The sequence below is a fragment of the Rhodococcus oryzae genome, from assembly GCF_005049235.1.
Taxonomy (GTDB): domain Bacteria; phylum Actinomycetota; class Actinomycetes; order Mycobacteriales; family Mycobacteriaceae; genus Rhodococcus_G; species Rhodococcus_G oryzae.
Map to the genome: position 1 here is coordinate 115,685 of NZ_SUMD01000010.1, position 19,783 is coordinate 135,467.

19 protein-coding genes and 1 pseudogene are annotated in these 19,783 nt (G+C 66.4%); 9 read left to right on the forward strand and 11 right to left on the reverse strand.

The window, feature by feature from the left end; all coding sequences use genetic code 11:
* Positions 1-215: 215 nt before the first annotated feature.
* Positions 216-1,586 carry an FAD-binding oxidoreductase gene (locus FCG67_RS19605; RefSeq protein WP_136911363.1) on the forward strand — a complete coding sequence of 457 codons (1,371 nt, stop codon included), beginning with the start codon at positions 216-218 and terminating at the stop codon, positions 1,584-1,586.
* 9 nt (positions 1,587-1,595) lie between these two features.
* Here FCG67_RS19605 and FCG67_RS19610 read toward each other — a convergent pair whose 3' ends face one another.
* The 7 genes from FCG67_RS19610 to FCG67_RS19640 form a co-directional block, all read right to left on the reverse strand.
* Complete coding sequence (locus FCG67_RS19610) at positions 1,596-1,976, reverse strand: hypothetical protein (protein ID WP_246045171.1); 381 nt, start codon at positions 1,974-1,976, stop codon at positions 1,596-1,598.
* Between the two features lie 47 nt (positions 1,977-2,023).
* A complete protein-coding gene (locus FCG67_RS25705) occupies positions 2,024-2,614 on the reverse strand; it encodes a DUF3558 domain-containing protein (RefSeq protein ID WP_136911364.1) in 591 nt (196 codons plus the stop codon).
* A 29-nt stretch (positions 2,615-2,643) separates the two neighbouring features.
* Positions 2,644-3,396, reverse strand: a complete 753-nt coding sequence (locus FCG67_RS19620; protein WP_246045172.1) for a hypothetical protein — start codon at positions 3,394-3,396, stop codon at positions 2,644-2,646.
* 61 nt (positions 3,397-3,457) lie between these two features.
* Entirely contained in the window at positions 3,458-4,627 is a 1,170-nt protein-coding gene (locus FCG67_RS19625) for a hypothetical protein (RefSeq protein WP_136911366.1), read from the reverse strand.
* Between the two features lie 3 nt (positions 4,628-4,630).
* Positions 4,631-4,912, reverse strand: a complete 282-nt coding sequence (locus FCG67_RS19630) for a hypothetical protein (protein ID WP_136911367.1) — start codon at positions 4,910-4,912, stop codon at positions 4,631-4,633.
* 76 nt (positions 4,913-4,988) lie between these two features.
* Positions 4,989-5,369, reverse strand: a complete 381-nt coding sequence (locus FCG67_RS19635; protein WP_136911368.1) for a hypothetical protein — start codon at positions 5,367-5,369, stop codon at positions 4,989-4,991.
* 15 nt (positions 5,370-5,384) lie between these two features.
* Entirely contained in the window at positions 5,385-5,867 is a 483-nt protein-coding gene (locus FCG67_RS19640) for a DUF3558 domain-containing protein (protein ID WP_246045173.1), read from the reverse strand.
* Between the two features lie 239 nt (positions 5,868-6,106).
* Between FCG67_RS19640 and FCG67_RS25085 the strand changes: the two genes are divergently transcribed.
* Complete coding sequence (locus tag FCG67_RS25085) at positions 6,107-7,165, forward strand: T3SS (YopN, CesT) and YbjN peptide-binding chaperone 1 (protein ID WP_169310570.1); 1,059 nt, start codon at positions 6,107-6,109, stop codon at positions 7,163-7,165.
* A gap of 43 nt (positions 7,166-7,208) precedes the next feature.
* Positions 7,209-8,162: a GTP pyrophosphokinase gene (locus FCG67_RS19650; protein ID WP_136911370.1), complete on the forward strand. Its 954-nt coding sequence runs from the start codon at positions 7,209-7,211 to the stop codon at positions 8,160-8,162.
* Between the two features lie 28 nt (positions 8,163-8,190).
* Here the strand turns inward: FCG67_RS19650 and FCG67_RS19655 are convergent, their stop codons facing one another.
* Complete coding sequence (locus FCG67_RS19655; RefSeq protein WP_136911371.1) at positions 8,191-9,348, reverse strand: patatin-like phospholipase family protein; 1,158 nt, start codon at positions 9,346-9,348, stop codon at positions 8,191-8,193.
* Between the two features lie 138 nt (positions 9,349-9,486).
* Between FCG67_RS19655 and FCG67_RS19660 the strand changes: the two genes are divergently transcribed.
* On the forward strand, positions 9,487-12,720 hold the full coding sequence (locus FCG67_RS19660) for a DEAD/DEAH box helicase (RefSeq protein WP_136911372.1): 3,234 nt from the start codon (positions 9,487-9,489) through the stop codon (positions 12,718-12,720).
* A 3-nt stretch (positions 12,721-12,723) separates the two neighbouring features.
* On the opposite strand, the gene FCG67_RS19665 is transcribed toward FCG67_RS19660, so the two are convergent.
* A complete protein-coding gene (locus tag FCG67_RS19665; protein WP_136911373.1) occupies positions 12,724-13,335 on the reverse strand; it encodes a TetR/AcrR family transcriptional regulator in 612 nt (203 codons plus the stop codon).
* 67 nt (positions 13,336-13,402) lie between these two features.
* On the opposite strand from FCG67_RS19665, the gene FCG67_RS19670 reads away from it, so the two are divergent.
* The 5 genes and pseudogenes from FCG67_RS19670 to FCG67_RS19690 all read left to right on the forward strand — a co-directional run bounded on the left by FCG67_RS19670 (position 13,403) and on the right by FCG67_RS19690 (position 18,795).
* Complete coding sequence (locus FCG67_RS19670; protein WP_136911374.1) at positions 13,403-14,338, forward strand: NAD-dependent epimerase/dehydratase family protein; 936 nt, start codon at positions 13,403-13,405, stop codon at positions 14,336-14,338.
* A gap of 65 nt (positions 14,339-14,403) precedes the next feature.
* Entirely contained in the window at positions 14,404-14,685 is a 282-nt protein-coding gene (locus FCG67_RS19675) for a GNAT family N-acetyltransferase (RefSeq protein ID WP_136911375.1), read from the forward strand.
* Positions 14,686-14,751: 66 nt separating this feature from the next.
* On the forward strand, positions 14,752-15,378 hold the full coding sequence (locus FCG67_RS19680; RefSeq protein ID WP_169310571.1) for a nucleotide pyrophosphohydrolase: 627 nt from the start codon (positions 14,752-14,754) through the stop codon (positions 15,376-15,378).
* A 195-nt stretch (positions 15,379-15,573) separates the two neighbouring features.
* Positions 15,574-17,459, forward strand: a pseudogene (locus tag FCG67_RS19685) (DNA/RNA helicase domain-containing protein).
* A 490-nt stretch (positions 17,460-17,949) separates the two neighbouring features.
* Positions 17,950-18,795 carry a DNA methyltransferase gene (locus tag FCG67_RS19690; protein ID WP_136911377.1) on the forward strand — a complete coding sequence of 282 codons (846 nt, stop codon included), beginning with the start codon at positions 17,950-17,952 and terminating at the stop codon, positions 18,793-18,795.
* Here the strand turns inward: FCG67_RS19690 and FCG67_RS19695 are convergent.
* A complete protein-coding gene (locus tag FCG67_RS19695) occupies positions 18,792-19,124 on the reverse strand; it encodes a hypothetical protein (protein ID WP_136911378.1) in 333 nt (110 codons plus the stop codon). The two genes, FCG67_RS19690 and FCG67_RS19695, sit on opposite strands and share 4 nt — an antisense overlap.
* Entirely contained in the window at positions 19,121-19,780 is a 660-nt protein-coding gene (locus FCG67_RS19700; RefSeq protein ID WP_136911379.1) for a restriction endonuclease, read from the reverse strand. Before FCG67_RS19700 ends, FCG67_RS19695 begins: the two co-directional genes overlap by 4 nt.
* Positions 19,781-19,783: the final 3 nt, after the last annotated feature.

Sequence of the window (19,783 nt, forward strand, 5' to 3'; positions counted from 1 at the left end):
CAGGATGACTCGAGAACTCAACCATGAGTGGCCGACCGTCCGAGGAATGTCCATTTGGATGACCGGGGCAAACAGGCGCTCACGCGCTACGGGTCGTCCGACAGGCAAGCTCCGCGCCGTCGTGCGAAAGAATCCTGCGCCGATGCGTGCCATCGTTGCCCGCTGAGTCGGAAACACCCAACGACGTCGGCGGGATTCGGAGCATGATGGGTGGCATGTCGACCGCCGACCTCTCCGAACTCGTCGCCACCCTGCCCGACGGTGCGGTGCTCACCGATCCGGACCTGACCGAGGGGTATCGGCAGGACTGGGCGGCGGACCCGAACGCCGGCCGCCCGCTCGCGGTGGTCCGCGCGACGTGCACCGAGGACGTGCAGGCGGTGATGCGGTGGGCGTCGGCGCACCAGGTGCCGGTGGTGCCGCGCGGCGCCGGGTCCGGGCTGTCCGGCGGGTCGACCGCCGTCAACGGCGGCATCGTGCTCACCACGGAGCGGATGCGGGAGATCAGCGTCGACCCGGTCACCCGAATCGCGGTCGCCCAGCCAGGCCTGTTCAACGCGGAGGTGAAGAAGGCCGCCGCCGAGCACGGGCTCTGGTATCCCCCGGACCCGTCCTCGTTCGAGATCTGTTCCATCGGCGGGAACGCCGCCACCAATGCGGGCGGCCTGTGCTGCGTGAAGTACGGCGTCACCACTGATTACGTGCTCGGCATGCAGGTGGTGCTGGCCGACGGCACCGCCGTTCGGCTCGGCGGCCCGCGCCTCAAGGACGTCGCCGGGCTCTCGCTCACCAAGCTGTTCGTCGGCAGCGAGGGCACCCTCGGGATCATCACCGAGCTGATCCTGCGGCTGATCCCCGCGCAGCCGCCCGCCTCGACCGTGGTGGCGTCGTTCGGTTCGGTGCAGGACGCGGCCGACGCGGTCCTCGCGATCACACGGAACCTGCGCCCCGCGATGCTCGAGTTCATGGACCACGCCAGCATCAACGCGGTCGAGGACTCCGTGCACATGGGCCTGGACCGGAAGGCGCGGGCGCTGCTGCTCGCGCAGTCCGACGCGCCGGGCGCGGTCGCCGCCGAGGAGATCGCGGCGATGGTCGCGGCCTGCGAAAAGCACGGCGCCACCGAGGTGTTCGCCACCGACGACCCCGCCGAGGGCGAGGCGTTCACGGTGGCGCGGCGGTCGGTGTTCCCGGCCGTGCAGGCACTCGGCAGCCTGCTGCTCGAGGATGTCGGCGTGCCGATGGACGCGCTGCCCCGCCTGATCACCGGCGTCGAGCAGATCGCCGACGATTGCGACGTGCTGATCTGCGTGGTCGCGCACGCGGGCGACGGGAACACGCATCCGCTGATCGTGTTCGACCCCACTGACCCGGACGAGTCAGATCGGGCGCAGCGCGCGTTCGGCCTGGTGATGGACCTGGCGATCGCGTTGGGCGGCACCATCACCGGCGAGCACGGGGTGGGTCGGCTCAAACGGGACTGGCTGCCGAGTCAGCTGGGCGAGGACGTGATGGAGCTGAACCGGCGGATCAAGACCGCGCTGGACCCGGACGGGATCCTGAACCCGGGCGCGATGCTCAAGTAGGTCGGCCGGTCAGAGCGGGGATCCCGCGCTGTTGATGCCGGCGGTGCCGCGTTCCTCGGAGGCTGAGTACATGGCCTCGATCTTCTCGAACGTCTGCTGCATCTCGAGGACCACCGTGATGTGGTCGTCGATTGCCTGAACCATTGAGTAGTCGCCGCCAGACGCCTTCTTCCCAAACTTGGCCGCCAGGTCAATACCGGATTTCAAGCGGTCGCCGAAACCATCAACAATCGACAGCGCGGCTGCGTCGTTCTTTAGGAGAACCAACTGGGCTCTGAACTCAGAGCACCGCTTCGCGCAGCGCCCTGCCACCCCGGGTTCGAGGTATAGGTTTCCTGAATCGACAGCGCCGTCGAGCGCAGACCACGGAGAGTTCATCTCTTCGGACATTCTGACCTCATTCTCAACGGAATGTACTTGCAGCGTGGATCGCTGGACTAGCGCGGAACTAGGGGCTCAAGTTCGGTCGCCGTTCGTATGGCGATCGCACAGGGTTCTTCATCACGGGAGTCGCCGAGGCTGTTGTCGATTCTGACTAGCACGGTCCCCCGGCCCGAAGCGAAGGCAACATCGCAGATCTCGCGAGCTCTGTCAGCGACTTCGCGGTACGAGACCGCATCACGACCACCCAGCTCGAGCGGGGCGAATTCGGTGTTTTGTTCATTGGAACGGACCTCTTCCATCGTCCGCACAGTCGAAAACACCCTCAAGATGTGTTCGGGTCCGTTCCAACGACAGATCTCCCATCCAGGCTGTTTGGCACCGAGTATGTCCTTCGACTCGGTCGCTGGATCCACGCCAACTGCACGCAACGCCTCATCGGGGATGTCATCGCAGGGACTGAATGCCGGCTGGCCCGGCCCGGCTCCTACAGCCTCGGCCTCCCCAGCCACGGTCTCCGAACCACACCCAGCCAGCACCAACGCACCACAAACCAGTCCGACCCCGACCAGACCCCGCAACTGCACTCGCACCCGACACTCCCCACTCCCGGCCGATCGATACCGGTCCACCCTAGATAGACGCATTAACCCGCCTGTCGGTTCCGTACGCGAACCTACGAGTAGTCCCGTGTCCACGCGCGTTCAACTGCCGCCGCTGATCCCAGCTCCGGTCTCGCATCCGGATTGTTCGCATAATGGGTGACGAGGTGAAACATCAGCGCTTCGTCGATCGCGAACTTGCGACAGTCCACCTCGATCATGGGGACCGGTGGCAGTCGATCAATTCGCCATAGCGGGGTCCGGTAGCGGCGTTCCCATGCTGCGTTCGCGTATCCGATAACCAGAACCATCCGATACCCGTTGTAAGCGGCTTTCGCTCCGGCCACCGCCTCCCATGGCAGATAGGACTCGAAGCTCCAGCCGCGATGGCGAATCCCGTCACGCGTCAACTGGACGTAACCGGGGCGCAAAAGCCGGGCTGCAACCGCGACCAAAAAGGTCGCGAGGAAGACCCCGAACAACCCGAACACCACTGCGGCTCCGGGAACGAACGAGCTCGACACGTTGAGGTAAATCTCGATGGCGGCACCGAGGCTCAGTGCGGTCAAGCATGTCATCAACGCGACGAGCAGAACCCACAGCCGTCGCGACTGCCGCAGCTCGGTCGCCGAAATACCCCCGACCGCGATGGTTCGAATATCACCATCGCGATGGTTTGAATCCCGGACCGCAACTCCGAATGCCACGATAAGGAAGAACAGACACCCGAACCCGAAGGAGTACCGCAGAGCGGCGGGGATCCCACCGGCCCAACCAGCCAGGCCAACGAGAACAGCGATCAAACCGAATCCGGTCATCATCGTCATCGCAAGCTTCTCGGACATCGTGTAGCGGGCCGTGGGCCATTCGGATGGGACCTCCAAGCCCCTAGAACGCTGCATTCCATGCCCCCTTCGCGAGCCCACCGACAGCGGCTCCGGCGTCGGTGACCGCGTCGACTCCCGAATCCACGGCGTCATCGAGATCGTCAACGCCGTTCTGATACAACGAATCCACTGCTCCAGATGTGAACAATCCGGCGACCACCCCGACGCCGGCGCCGACCGCCGTACCAACTCCGGGAACGACGGACCCCACCACTGCGCCCGCCCCTGCACCCGCAAGGAGAGAAGCCCCGAACCCCGCTGCACCAGAGACGACGGCCTGGCCCGCTGGCTTGCCGTTGTAGATGTCGTATGCGACACCTGCTGCGGCGAGCACTCCGCCTGCCTTGAGCCCAAGCTTGCTCACGCTGGCTTCGGAGCGTGCTGCTGCAGCGGCTGCATCATCGGCTGTGTGGCTCATCAGCCGTGAGGTATCGAAGTCTCGATAGATCTGTGAGGCGGGGGTTCCTGCGGGCGCAGTTCGTGCGAGCTCGAGGTACTTGGACGCCTCACCAGCAAAGAACTGCGAGTTCTTCAATAGCGCTGAGGCATGCCGTGCGGCAAGAACCCCGGCGGCACCATTGACAAGATCTCCCACAACAAAGAACCACTTGCTACTCAGGTCCGCCCAGACGTTCTTGACCGTTTTCACCGCGAATGCCCATAGCTCACGCGCAGCGTCGACACCATGCTGCGCAGAGTCGTACGCCCGCATCAGCACCTCGTGTCGCTCGACCGCTCCGAGCGCAGCGGCGTGAGCACTCAAGGCTTCCACCGTTGCGTCGGCTCCGTTCGGCGGCGACCCCGGATGGACGGGCACCGGGCCAGGTTCCTGAATCTGCTCGCCCACGACGGCCAGTCCGGCAGCCGCAGCGGCGGCGCGAACCGCACACATGTCATCCTGTGCACGTTGAAGCTGAGCTGCGGCCTCGTCAAAGGCCAGGGCTTGGTCAGCGACCGCGGTCGCCAGTTCGTCGGCTTTGCCGGCGGAAACAGTTGCCCTGGCGCTGAAGCCGTCACCGGCAGTGCCGTCCCATCCCGCGTCGGCCGTGTTTCGCGTCCGGTACAGCTCATCGGCAGCAGCGACGACCATCGGACCGAGGCCGGTTCGCAGCCAGGCTGCCGCCGCGCGGATGGTCTCGGGATTCCCGTCGACGCGTGTATCGATTGGCATCGGCTATTCCGCCCATGCCGTGTTGAATCCGTCGGCCGTCGCCACGTCCTGTTCTCGGTAGCGGGCGTTCGCCTCGGCCACGGCCTCACTCGCCGCGGCCAGAGCCACCACAAGCTGTCCGGCACACTCGCTCAACTGGGCCAGGATCCCCGTCAGGGCTGCTGTCGCATCCCCAGCATCAACGGCGGTCGGCGCCGAGGCGGCGACTGAGTCGAGATCCCCAGCCGCTCGGGCAAGCGACTCCACGATTCCGTCGAGCGCGGCAGAATCCACGAACAGCGTCATACTTGGTCACCTGCCAATGACGCAGTCAGTACCAATATCGAGCTCACCAATGCCCCTCTCTCTGCCAAGATCGCGGTCAGAGCCCGGCCCCGGAACTTGAGATCCCCTGCGCACCGGCCTCGTCCGACGCGGCGTACATGGCCGCGATCTTCTCGAACGTTTGCTGCATCCTTTGGACCTCCACGATGTGATCGCCAATCGCCTGCTCGAGTGAATAGTCGCCGCCGACTGCCTTCTTTTCGAACTTCGTGGCGAGTGTGACGGCCGACTGGAGGTGGTCGCCGAAACCGTCAATCTTCCCAAGGGCGCGCGCACCGCGCTTGATCTCGTCCAACTGGGCTACAAACTCACCGCAGCGCTGCGCACAGCGGCGCGCGACGTCCGGTTCGAGATAGAGGTGTCCTCCATCAACCGCGGACCTCATCGCACCCCAGCCCGAATCCTGCACTTCAGACATACTTCGCCCCCTCCGCTACTTCGGAATCTGCCCCAACAGTTCCCGTGTCGTCCTCGTCGCGATTGCACATGGCTCCTCACCTACCGGAGCGCCACTGGCGTACGCGATCGAAACAAGAACGGCTCCGCCGGCCGACTCCAGCGCAACATCGCAGTTTCGCCGATCATGGTCCGAGACCTCCCGGTAAGAGATCGCAGTCCTGTTGCCGAGTTCTAGCGGAATGAACTCCTCGTTGTTCTTGTTCGAACGAACGTCATCCAGCGTGTAGGTGGTCGCGAATACGGTGAGGTCATGCTGAGACCCGCTCCAGCTGCAGACGTTCCATCCAGGCTGTTTGACGCCAAGCACGTCCCGCGATTCCGTTGCCGAATCCATTCCGACAGTCGTCAGTTCCTCGTCCGGAATGTCATCGCATGGACTGAACACCGGCTCCCCGGCACCAGCCCCGACCGCCTCGGCCTCCCCCGCGACGCTCTCCGAACTACACCCGACCAGCATCAACGCACCACAAGCCGCGCCCAACGCCACGAGACCCCGCGTTCGTACCCGCACCCGACACTCCCCACTCCCGGCCGATCGATACCGGTCCACCCTAGATAGACGCACCAACCCACCCATCGGTTCCACCGTGCGGCCGGATCGAGATGTCCCCGCTCCGCTTGCCTCCCGGACATCGTCGGACCCTCGCGATAGGTTTGCTGATGTCAGGGGTTCCACGACACGCGACAGGGGGAACGATGACCGAGAGTTTCGACGACAGGATCGAGCAGGCCTGGGCCGACTTCCAGTTGGTCCTCGCCGACCATGTCGCAGCCATGGTCGACGACGACCTCCTCGCGTTGGAGCTGGGTGAGGAGTCCTCGGTGGAGGGCTTCGTCCCGTGTGTTCAGTTCCTGGCCTGGGGCGGCGACCAGGTGCGATGCGAGGTCCCGTCCAACGCGTACCTCGATCCCCGGCACCGGCTGTCCCCCGCGGACGAGGCGCGGCTGGTGGAGCTGGGCTGGCATCGCCCCACCCGCGCACCCGAGGACGAGCCGGACGCGGGATCGCCTGCCTTCTTCGTCGACAAGGCCGCGAACTGGGCCGATCAGCTCGCCGCGATGGCGATCACAGTGTTCCGGGAGACGTGGAGCGTGCCGCATCCGAGCTTCCTGCGGACCGAGGCGGTCGGGACCCTGGAGGCGCTCGAGTTCGAACCGGACCTGCCGGACGAGGAGTCGTTCGCGCTGGACCTCGGCGCCGCGGTGGTGCCGCGCGACGACGAGCACCTCTACGAGCTGGTCGGGCTGACCCTGACCCGCCTCTTCGACGAGCCGCCGGGCGACGACGGCCACAGCGACTTCATGCTCGCGCTTGGCCGGGTGGTCGGGTTCGTCGGGCCGCACCTCGACGGCGGCGAGGTGCAGGTGCGCGTGCCGCTGGTGCGCGAGGTCAGCGACCGGACCCGCGCCAGCGAGCTGATCGCCGACCTGAACCGCAGGTGGCCGCACCTCAAGTTCACCCTGGCGACCGACCGCGTAGAGGCCTGGGCGGCCGTGCTCGCGAATCCGTATGTGCCGCAGCACCTCATCGATATGCTCGAGCAGCTGTTCTCGTTCGCGCAGACCGTGGACGACGAGTTCGCGGCGCGGTTCGGCGGGCGGCTGGAGGGCTTCCCGGAGCCCGACCCCGTACCGATGGAGGTCGACCACGGGGAGCTCACCACCCCTCCCCCCGCGCCGGCCCCGAAACCGCTTCGGCAGATGGAACTGTTCACCGACCCCGGTGAGCAGACCCTGTTCGACGAGCCGAGCTGACGGGCGTCACGCCCACCCGTACACCCTGAACCCGGATCGGATCATGCGCACCAAGAAGAAGTCGGACAACGTCGCGGCGCTGGTCAACCAGCTCTACAGAGAGCGTGAACGCGCGTGGGCCGCGGCGCTGGTCACCGCCCAGACGTTCCTCGACACCCTCGCCGACGACGTGCTCGAGGACCTCGACCGCGACCGGCTCAACGCCAAGACGGCCCGGATCAAGGACCGCGAGCGCACCGCGGACAAGGTCCGGCGCCGGGTCGCCGAGGGGCAGATGGCCCGGCCGACCACCACCGACGACATCGCGGACGCCATCCACGACCTCGTCGGGATCAAGGTCCTGTGCAAGACGCCGCGGGACCTCTCCGCCTTCACCGAGAAGCTGTACGAGGCCTGCACCTCGCCCGCCTGCTCGGTGCGCCTGGCCGTTCCGCCGCGGGACTACGTGGCCAATCCCAAGGACAGCGGCTACCGGGCTTATCACGCGGTATTGATGATCAAGGTCGCCACTCACGAGGGCGACCTGGGCGTCAAGGTCGAGGTGCAGGTGAAGACGCTGCTGCAGGACGCGTGGGGCGAGCTGACCCACGAGGACATGTACAAGCCGGGTAAGGCACTCAAGCCCAACGAGTTTCACCGCGACGTGGCGCGACAGATGGCCCAGCTGCTGGACAACGTGGACTCCATGGCCGACCTGCTCGCGGCCGAGCTCGACCGGCAGACCGCGCAGCTCGACGCCGACCCGGACGGGACGGCGCCGGAGGGTTCGGAGGAGCCGACGGTCTACGCGCGGGTCACCCGCACCGGCCCGCGCTACGCCCTCGCCGTCACCCTCGACGGCCGGCAGGGCATCATCCCGGCGCGCTCGGTCCGCAGGCTCGTGGGCTCGAGCGCCCGGATCAACGTCAGCGACTACCTCGACGTCGGCGACATGGTCGACGTCCGGGTCGAGGAGACCGACACCGCGCTGTACTACTACCCGGTCGCCCTCGCCTGAGTCGGTGCGAGCGCAGCCGGCGGCAGGGTCAGGAACCGGCTTCCCTACCTGATTCGACCAACTCAACGGCACGCCCGAGCTCCGCCGCAGCTTCAGTGAAGGCGGGGTCGAAGAAGAGGAAGCTGAGCAGATCGCCCCGGTCTGCCGCCTCGCCGCCGATCAGCCGGGCCAGGGCCCACAACGACGGGTTCTGCGTGCCTCGCAGGCAGGCGAATTGTTCGTTGAAGATCCTGTCCGCGAGCGCGGCGATCTCGCCGGCCTGGTCCAGGGAGGGACCGGCGAAGACGAAACTGATCTGGCGGCCGGTCTCCGGGCAGACGCGCGCATATTCGTTGCGGCGTTCGATCGCGCGCAGATCCTCGATCATGCGGTCGGCCAGCATGGCGCGCATGGAGAGCGCCGCGGCCCCGAACACGTCGGGCTTCCCGGTGTGAGTGGGCTGTTCGGATGGGAACCCGGTCGGCCAGGTCGGGGGATGCGTTGCGACTACACCCAACAGGTCGGCACCGAAATCGATCGCGGGCTTGAGGGGCGTGTTCAGGAGCAACCCGCCGTCGACGTACCAACCGGACCAGCCGTGCGAGTCCGGCACGTGCACCGGGCGGAAGAGCGCCGGCACGGCGGCGGAGGCGAGCACATGGTCGACGGTGAGCATCGTGTCCACGTACGTGATGTTGCGGCTCGCGTCGTAGAGCGGGAGGTCCACGGACGAGTTCCTCTCCACGAACACGACCGTCCCCCTCGTCGCAACGGACGTGGCGGTCACCGCGACGGCGCCGATCGTTCCCGCGGCGATGTTCTCGTGCAGCCTGTCCCACGGCAGCATTCGCCTCAGCGTGTCCCGCAGTGGGTCGGTGTCCAGCAGGCTGGGAAGACGTACCGGGATTCCGGCGATCTGAGCCAGGTAGCGCAGCCCGCTCCCGACGACGCTGTTCACCGGCTCGAAGACATCGTCCAGCCTGAACAATCCCCACCGACGGGCGAGTTCGTCCGACGCCCTCACCACTCCGAGGTCGAAGAGGCCGCCGAGCCCGACCACGTTCAGGGCGCCTGCGCTGGTGCCTACCAGGATCGACGGCCGGGTGTTGTCCGCGACCATGCGTTTCGCCAGCGTCGCCATCGCGCCTGCTTCGAACGCACCTCGTGCGCCCGCTCCCGCTACGACCAGCCCAATGCGTTCAGCCACGATCCGCCCCAATCGACGCACGCGTTTCGCCTCGCTGACTGACGGTACTCCCGCCGGCGCGACGGCACGAGGACGGCGAACAGGAGTTCGGTCGGGCGCGCGACCTGCGCTGTCTCCCCCACCGACTACCGTCTAGCCATGCTCACGCCCGCCGATCGCGACCACACCATCACCACCCTGGTGCGGGCGGTCGGCCAGACCACCTACGACCGCGGGGTCCGCTACGCCCGCGGCGGCTCGGTGCTGGAGCTGGACTGGCTGGCCGCGGAGCGGCGGGCGGTCGGCCTGGTCGACGGGACCGAGCTGTACCGGACGTCGGCGGTTTTCAGCCTGCGCGCCGAGCGGCTCGAGTTCGCGCGCGGCGAGTGCAGCTGCCCGGTCCGGCTGAACTGCAAGCACTCGGTCGCGTTGACGGTCGCGCTCCTCGACCAGCCGGACACCCAGGCGGTCGCGGCGCCGCCGTCCTGGGAGGACGTGCTGGGCGCCGCCCTCGGCGGGGAGGACCGGCGCGACGGCGGGACCGTCCCGCTTGCGGTACAGCTGACGCTGACCCCCGGCCCCCGCTCGCAGTTCTGGCGGCTGTACGCGCGGCTGGCCCGGCCGGGCAGGGCCGGCTGGGTCAACGCGAACATGAACTGGTCGAACCTGCCGACCATGCACGAGGTGGATCCCCGGCACCGGGACCTGCTGAGCGAGCTGCACACGGTGCATCAGCTGGGCGGGCGCAGGCGCAGCGGCTACGGGTCCGCCGAGAAGGACCTCGACCTGACCACGATCACCAGTCGGCGGCTGTGGGCGCTACTCGACGAGGCCGCCGGCGCCGGTATCGAGCTGCTCTACGGCACCAAGGAGCTGGGCGCCCTCCCCCACCCGGGCACCGCCGAGCTGTGCGTGGACATCGACGACACCGGCGGCGACCTCGTCGTCACCCCGACCGTGCGCGCCGACGACTCCGATGGGCCCGTGGTGGTGCTCGGCTTCCTCGGCGAGGACGCGCACGGGGTGATCTACCTGCGCCCCGACGACCCGCAGGCCACCTCGCCCGCGCAGTGGCCGTTCCGGATCGCCCGGCTGTCCGGCACGGCGACGCGCGCGATGCAGGAGCTGGCGATCGCCGGCGCCTCGATCACCGTGCCCGCCGCCGACGCGGACCGGTTCGCGACCTCGTACTACCCGCGGCTGAGCCGGGCCGCGAGCGTCCGCTCGTCCAACGGCTCGTTCACCGCGCCGACGATCGAGGGCCCGACGCTGCTGCTGGACGTCGCGTATCAGGCGGGGCACCGGGCCCGGTTGCACTGGCGGTTCCGCTACGCCGTCGGCGCCGCCGTCCACGAGGTGGAGCTGGCGCCGGGCACCGACGAGTCGTTCCGCGACGCGGCCGGGGAACGGGCGCTGCTCGCCGGGCTGGACCTGCCGCTCGAGCAGCACCGGCTGCTCGGCCCCGGCGGCGGGCTGCTGCCGCGGGTGAGCCTCGACGGGCTCGACACCGCGCGGCTGACCACCGAGCTGCTGCCGCTGCTGCGCGGGCGCGAGGACGTCGAGGTTCGGGTCGAGGGCACCGCCGCCGACTACCGCGACGCCGGCGACACCCTGAGCATCGGGGTCGGCACCGACGCAACCGACAGCGGCGACTGGTTCGACCTGTCCATCACGGTCCGCGTCGAGGACGCCCCGGTGCCGTTCCGGGACCTGTTCGCCGCGCTGACCGCGGGCCAGTCCCACCTGCTGCTGCCCGACGGCGCGTACCTCTCGCTGGACAAGCCGGAGCTGCAGCGGCTGAAGGACCTGATCGCCGAGGCCGCCGGCCTGCACGAGCAGGACCCGAACGGGTTGCGGCTGAGCCGGTTCCAGGTCTCGCTCTGGGAGGAGTTCGCGGCGCTCGGGGTGGTCGAGCGGCAGGCCGCCCGGTGGCGCGAGCAGGTGCAGGGGCTGCTGGACGTGGCGGCCTCGTCCACCCTCGACGCGCCGGGCTCGCTGCGGGCGACGCTGCGGCCGTACCAGCTCGACGGGTTCCGCTGGCTGAGCTTCCTCTGGTCGAACGGGCTCGGCGGCATCCTCGCCGACGACATGGGCCTCGGCAAGACGGTGCAGTCGCTGGCGCTGATCTGCCAGGCGCGGGAGGCGAACCCGTCCGATCCGCCGGTGCTGATCGTGGCGCCGACGTCGGTGGTCTCGAACTGGGCGTCGGAGGCCGCGCGCTTCGCCCCGCACCTGCGGGTGGTCACGATGTCCGAGACCGCGGCGAAACGCGGTGCGCCGCTGACGGAGTCGATCGAGGCCGCGGACGTGGTGGTCACCTCGTACACCCTGGCCCGACTCGACGACAAGGAGTACGCGGCGCACCGCTGGTCGATGCTGCTGCTCGACGAGGCGCAGTTCGTCAAGAACCACCGGTCCAAGGCGTACCTGACCATGCGCCGGATCGAGGCGCCGACGAAGATCGCGATCACCGGCACCCCGATGGAGAACAACCTGATGGAGCTGTGGTCGCTGCTGTCGATCACCGCGCCCGGGCTGTTCCCGAACCCGACCCGGTTCGCCGAGTACTACCGCACCCCCATCGAGAACGGCGGCGACGTCGAGCTGCTCGGCCGGCTGCGGCGGCGGATCAAGCCGCTGATCCTGCGCCGCACCAAGGAGCAGGTCGCCTCCGACCTGCCCGCGAAGCAGGAGCAGGTGCTCGAGGTGGAGCTGTCGCCGCGGCACCGCAAGCTCTACGACACCCACCTGCAGCGCGAGCGGCAGAAGATCCTCGGTCTGGTCGAGAACGTGGACGCCAACCGGTTCACCATCCTGCAGTCGCTGACGCTGCTGCGCCGGCTGAGCCTGGACGCGTCGCTGATCGACGACGCACACGCGTCGATCGCGTCGGCGAAGATCGACGCCCTGCTAGAGCAGCTGGCGGACGTGATCGACGGCGGCCACCGGGCGCTGGTGTTCAGCCAGTTCACCGGGTTCCTGGACCGGGTGCGCACGCGGCTGGACGCCGAGGGCATCGACTACGCCTACCTCGACGGCCGCACCCGGGACCGGGCGAAGGTGTTGGGCGAGTTCAAGAACGGCGAGGCGCCGGTGTTCCTGATCAGCCTCAAGGCAGGCGGGTTCGGGCTGAACCTGACCGAGGCCGACTACTGCTTCCTGCTCGACCCGTGGTGGAACCCGGCCAGCGAGGCGCAGGCCGTGGACCGCACCCACCGGATCGGGCAGACCAGGAACGTGATGGTGTACCGGCTGATCGCCAGGGACACCATCGAGGAGAAGGTGATGGCGCTGCAGGCCCGCAAGTCGGAGCTGTTCGCCAGCGTGGTGGACGAGGGCGGGGCATTCAACGCGACGCTGTCCGCGGAGGACATCCGGGAGCTGTTCGGATAGCGCTCAGCTCGCGATGCCCGCGGCGGACGCCAACGCCTCGACCACCCAGTCGTCGTAGTCCGTTGCGCTCCAGCCCCGTTCGTCGATGAGCAGGGCGTGGGTCTCGGGGCTCTGCAGCGCCAGCCCGACGTCGACGCAGCGGTCCACGTCGAGTCCGTCGACCTTGCCTGCGAGCGCGGTCGCCAGGTGCCGCAGCACCGTCTCGTGATGCTCGCAGGTGGTGGCCCACAGCTGCGCCACCTCCGGGTCCGCCCCCGCGGCCGCGCGGACCGCCAGCAGCACCGGGGCCACCCGGTCCAGGATCAGCCGCGCGCCGTGGACCTGGATCCGTAACTGCGCCATCGGGTCCGGCTCGGCGATGGCCTCGGCGACCCAGGGCCGGTCCAGTGTCGCGATCGGCTCGTCGTCGCCCGCGATCGAGACGTCGAGCAGCGCGGCGAGCACGCTGCGCTTGTTGCCGAACACGAAGTAGACGGTCTGCACGGCGACGCCCGCCTCGGTCGCGATCGCCTTGATGGTGGTCGACGCGTAGCCGGTGGTGGTGAACAGGGTGCGCGCCGCGGTGAGGATCTTCCGCCGCGCCGGTGTCTTGTCGTCCTCGTTCGGTGTTGCCACGAACTGAAGTGTAGATCTAGAGTGACGCACTAGAGCATCACTCTAGTGAAATGAATGGGAGATCGACATGACCTCGGTACTGGTTCTGGGCGGATACGGCGCAGTGGGCGTGCACGTAGTCGAGAGGCTGCGCGCGGCGGGCATCGACGCCCTGGCCGCCGGCCGGGACGCATCGCGGGCGGACCGGGTGGTCGACCTCGCCGATCCCCGCTCGCTGGAGTCGGGACTGGATGGGGTGGCGGCGGTGGTGAACTGCTCCGGCGCCGAGGACCCCGCGGTCGCGGCTGCGGTCGCCGGGCGCGGGATCCCGTTCGTCGACATCACCGCGACGTCCGAATACGCGCGGGAGCTGGAGCTAGTGGACGGGCCGGTGCTGCTGGGTGTCGGGATCGCCCCGGGCCTGAGCGGCCTGCTCGCGACCGAGGCGGCGCGCGCGGGCGGGCCGGTGGACGTGCTGATCGGGCTCGGCGCGGGCGAGGCGCACGGCCCCGCCGCGACGGCCTGGACGTACGGGCTGCTTGGCAAGCGCTTCAATGATCCGGACGGCTCCCAGGTGCGCAACTACACCCGGCCGACGCGCTTCTACCTCCCGGCCGAGGCGGGCTACCCGCGGTTCCCGGCGCTGCGCACGGACTTCGCCGACCAGCACCGGCTGACCGCGAAACTCGGCGTCCCGGTCCGCAGCTACCTGCGGCTGGACTCCCGGCTCGCGACCCTCGGCCTGGCCGCGCTGACCTGGGCACCCAGGGTCGCGTCACTGGTACCGGCCGGCGGCATGCCCGGCGGCGACGGCTGGGTGATCGCCGCACGCGGCGGCGACGGCAGGTCGTGGTGGGCCACCGGCCGCGGGCAGTCCCGGGCGACGGCGGCGGTCGCGGCGCTGGCGGTCCAGCGGGTGCTGCAGCGCCCGATCGCTGAGCCGACGTGGCTGCACGAGATGGCCAGTCTAGATGAGCTTCGGCCCGCGTTGTCGGAGGCCGGAATAGCGCTCGGCGCCGGATAGTTGATCCGGCTAGTACCCCGCATGGGTAACGTGCAAGGCATCCTCCGACGAAAGGACCCGTCACCGTGGCGCACCGCATCGAGCACAAGCCGGCCGAGAACCGCTTCGAGATCCACGTCGACGACGCCATCGCCGGGTACGCCGACTACACCGTGATCGGCGGCGTCCGGGACTTCGACCACACCGTCACCGATCCGGCATTCCGCGGGCAGGGGTTGGCCGGCAAGTTGGTCGCGGCCGCGCTGGACGCGACGCGGGCGGACGGCATCTCGATCGCGACGTCGTGCTCGTATGTCGAGAAGTTTGTCGAGCAGAATCCGGAGTACAAGGACCTGCTGGCGGCGTAGCTACGGGTAGTCGCGGGCGTAGTAGATGCGCACGCCGCCCGGGCATCGGAGGTAATGTGCCGACACGTGGGCGACGACCTTAGCCAGCTGTTATCGGATCAACGCGAGTTCGTCCGCGTTCGCGAGTGGGAACAGTTTCACACTCCGAAGAACCTGGCGATGGCGCTCGGAGGCGAAGTTGGCGAGCTGGCATCTGCCATCGGGCAATTGCTGTCCGACACCCCGCACACCTCACCTGTCGACGAGATCCGCGCTGATGTTGTCGACGAGCTCGGTGATGTGACGCTGTACCTCCTCCGCCTCTATGACGTGGCAGGTATCGATCCGGAATCCGGATTCGATGACGTCGCCGATCTGTCCACTCAGCCCATCCCATGGCCGTCGACGCCTGCGGAGCGATTCGCCGTGGCACAGGCTGTCTTCGACCTCGCAGGCACTGCCGGCCGCGTACTCGAAACACTCCAGTGGGAGGCCAACTCGGCGAGCATGGAGTCGCACGCGCGGGTGGCTCAGAACCTCCCACCGAGACTCAACGCGACAGCCGAGAGCCTTCTAAGAGTGGGTGAGCTTCTTGGAGTGAACGTTGTTCACGCGGCTGCTGCGAAGAATGGGAAGAACATGACCAAGTACCCGGTCGAGCTCAGTCGCGGTTCGAGCAGAAAGTACACGGAGCTTGATGCGGGTGCACACTGACGCGCGCGACTCCGTATCCGATCGCCCACTTGGTGAGCAATCTGCAGTGCGAGACCGATCGATCGAGGCTCCGAGAGCCTGTCCGCGCCCTCCGCTAACCTAATCCAGCGGCCCGACGGACTTCCGCTGTGATGCACAGCCACGGACATGCCCCCACCCGCACGACTCGATTCGTGCTGCCCGGGGGACCTCACTGTGACCTTGCTTCGTACGTCGGCGAACCGCATCGCCGGCATCGCTCATCCCGATTCGTTGGCTGAGCAACTGCTGGAGCAGATGCTATTCAGCACGGGCCGGCGCGCAAGTACTGCAGAACAGAAGTCGTGGAGTCGAAGCCTGCCCGTGCTGGCCCGCGACCTCTCCGAGGCAGGACTCGGCGACGTCGAGATGCTGGTCGAATACCACCTGCCGCTCACCTCGCAACGCGCCGACGTTGTCCTCGCCGGAACGCACCCCGATACCGGTGCTCCGTCCTACGTGGTCGTCGAGCTGAAGCAGTGGTCGTCGGCGTACCGATACGAGGACAATCCGGACCTGGTCGAGGTGCCGGGCATGCCGGGCGGCCCGAAGCTGCATCCGGTCGCACAGGTGAAGGGGTACTGCGACTACCTAGCCGATTTCGCCAAGGCCATCGCCGATCAACCGGATGCGTTGGCCGGAATGGCGTACCTGCACAACGCAACCGACCCGGCCACGGTCGCCGACCTGCGTTCCTTCCCCACCGGCGTCACCGGTCGACTGTTCACCGCCGCCGATCGCGCCGACATGATCGGATTTCTCCGCTCGCGCCTGACTGCGGGATCCGGGGGCCATTCGCCCGGTGACACCCTGATGCGGTCGGCCGTGGCGCCATCGCAACAGTTGCTCAAGGTCGCGGCGGCGGAGGTGCAGGACCGACCGCAGTTCCACCTGCTCGGCGATCAGCAACTGGCAGTCGACCTGGTGCTGCACGCGGTCGAGCACGCCCGCTCCGCAGACGGCAAACGCATCATCATCGTCACTGGCGGTCCGGGCAGCGGCAAGAGCGTCATCGCGTTGTCGCTTGTCGGCGAGCTCGCCCGACGCGGCCGAACCGTGCTGCACGCGACAGGTTCTCGCTCGTTCACCCAGACACTGCGCAAGGTCGCGGGGCACCGGGCTCCGCGGGTACAGAAGATGTTCAAGTACTTCAACCAATTCATGACCGCCGAACGCAATGGACTCGACGTCCTCATCCTCGACGAGGCCCACCGGATCCGCGAGACTTCCGTCGACCGGTACACCAAGGCGGAGTTGCGCACCGACCGGCCACAGATCGACGAGCTGATCGCCGCGGCCCGAGTCCCGGTTTTCCTGCTCGACGAGCACCAGGTGGTGCGGCCAGGGGAAATGGGTTCACTCGAACAGATTCAACAGCACGCGCGCTCGCTTGGCCTCGAGACGCAGCACGTACACCTGGGCGAGCAGTTCCGGTGCGGCGGCAGCGAAGAGTACCTGCTGTGGGTCAAACGGCTCCTCGGTCTGGTCGAAGGCGCGCCGTACCAATGGAAGGGTGATCCGCAGTTCCAAGTCCTGGTCGCCGACAGTCCACACGAGGTCTCTCGCAGCAGATCGACCGCGGCTACTCTGCCCGCATGACCGCCGGATATTGCTGGCCATGGAGCGATGCCCGCAAGGACGGCAGCCTCGTCCCCGACGTCACCGTTGGCGACTGGGCTCGGCCGTGGAACAGCAAGAGTGACAGGAGAATCGGTGACGCTCCGCCGGCGCCGCTGTGGGCAACTGAGGACGGCGGCTTCCACCAGGTCGGCTGTGTGTACACGGCACAGGGATTCGAGTACGACTGGAATGGCGTCATCCTGGGCCCCGACCTGGTGTGGAGGGAGGGCCGATTCACGACGATTCGAGCGGCGAATCGGGATCCGGACTTCAAGAACCACAACAGGATTCCCGATGCACGCTTCGACAAGCTGGTCCGAAACGTCTACAAGGTGTTACTCACCCGCGGAATGGTCGGCACCGTCGTCTACTCGACCGACGAACAGACGAGGAATGCGCTGCGCGAGATAGTCGACGATTCCCGCGAGGGTCGGGTTCCCTAACGAAGAAGATACGCAGATTGCAAGTTCTCGCCGGCTTCCCTTAAGTACACAGTTCTCCCTTCGAGTTCCTTGTTCCACTGCTGGCCTGTTGTCGTCACTCCAGATGCGTGCTGGCCGAGTCATCGATCTGCGCATACTTGGTCCAGTTCAGCACAGACTCGGCGCGGATACGGAACTCGGGCCTATGGCCGGCCGACCACGAGGAGGGAGTGGCACTTGCCGAGGTGGTCGAGAATTCAGCGCTCGCTCCGTAGCTCTGGTGGGTAACGCTTGGGCGTGATCTGCATTTCCCAATAGGGGAAGCGTCATCAGAACCCGCGATGGTTCATAGGCACATTTCCCATGCCCGCTCCACCGCCCCAGAGGTTTCCCAGAGATACTGAAGGTGCAGGTCACTGGTCTGTGCTCAACGACCATGAAGCTCAGAGATCTCTCCACCCGAAGAGCCGCTTTGGATAGCGTGTCGGTGGTGACCTGTAAGCTCTCGTGCATGTCGGAGGCAACTGAAGCAAGCGCTCAACCAGCGAAGACGCGTAGGAAGAGCCCAGATGGCGCGTCTTCGACAAGCGCGGTGTTGAGTTCGTACGTAGGTAACAACGCACCGGTGTTCCGTGACATCTTGAAGATGTTCGTTCCGGTGGGATCGACGGTCGCAGACGTCACATGGGGGAAGGGTGCATTCTGGACGGGAGTACCGGACGGCCTGTATGAGGTAAAGCCGTCTGACCTTCAGATGGGCATCGACTGCCGCGATCTCCCGTACGAGGATGGCACAATCGACGCCCTCGTATTGGACCCGCCGTACATGGAGGGCTTGTTCCGCAAGGACACGGGTCACATGGCGGGATCTGGCACACATTCGGCGTTCCGCGAGCGCTATAGCAACAGCCAAGCGACTGCTGAGGTCAAGGATGCTCCCAAGTGGCATGACGCCGTCCTTGATCTTTACTTTAAAGCAGGATGGGAGGCGAAGCGCGTCCTTCGGAATTATGGCATCTTTATTGTCAAATGCCAGGACGAGGTTTCAGCCAATCGTCAAAGGCTCACACATATCGAGCTTATTAACGAGTGGGCCGAGGACTTCTATTGCAAAGACCTCTTCGTCGTGACGCGCCCAAATAAGCCAGTCGTCGCTCGGATGCTCAAGCAGGAACACGCACGAAAGAACCACAGCTACTTCCTTGTTTTTGTCAAGAGAAACCCGGAGTTCCCTAAGCGCATCCGACCGACGGCGAATGAAGCAAGGGCATTGGGTATCGATAACCCTCAGCCTTGGCCTGACGATGCACTCTTGAGCGGTGGCGTCGTCGCCGACGCAATGGGGACACTCTTCTAGACGCCGCCTCGACCGCCCTTACCTCCGCGCTTACTCTGTTTCTCTCGCGCGGCGGCTCTCGACTGCCCCCTCACTGCGAGGATGTCATTGAATGACCTTTCCTTACGAATGAGGTCACGCGGATTCTGCAGCTCAGGGCGCTCTTCCTGAACTCGCTGCGCCTCGATCTCAAGGTACGCTTCGGCAATGGTCAGCGACCCGCAGGACTGAACGACCTTGCAATCGTGAGTGATGTAGTACCGTCCATCATCTGGTACAGAATCAGTCCCTCTCTCGATTGCCAATCCGAGGTAGCGGATTCGTTTGAGAACGCCTTGATCATCTGTCATGCTTCCTCCTTGATGACTCCCGCCATCATAGGTTGATCTCCTCGCCGCCGTTCCTCGATGATCTCGTCGAACAGTTTGAAGGGGTCGCGCGAGTAGGGCGCCTTGGGGTTGAGATCGATTGGCTGGAGTGTCTTGATCAGGTTTTTCTGCTGAAGCGGTGTGTAGTCTCTCGCTGAGCCGCGTGTCGCACCTTCCATTGTGACAAGGTCGCTGTTCTTGACAAAAGCGAAGTCCCATTCTCCCCGAAATGCATGGGTATTGACCGCCACGATATCGAATTCTCCGACGAGCAGTGCAGTGGTGTGGACAGACGAACCATCACTGAAATGGACTGTTCGAGCGTCCGACGCGTCACACTGGTAATTCGGCTTGATCAGTCCACCACGCTTCCGAGGCTGCATGCTGTTGGACTGGATACTCTTAACCTCGACACCGATGCGATTGCCCTTGTAGGTAATAATCCAGTCGCCCTTCTCGGTGCGATCATGATCGTCCGGCTTATAGATGCCGGCGAGGTCCGGATGGTCGGTGAAGTACATGTTTCGGCATTTAATCTCGGCCGCATACCCCATGACGAATGATCGCAGACTTGGGTTGGCAGTCAGCAGTTCGTTGATCTCGTCGTAACTCAGGTCCCAGTCTTCCAAGAAGGCCACCCG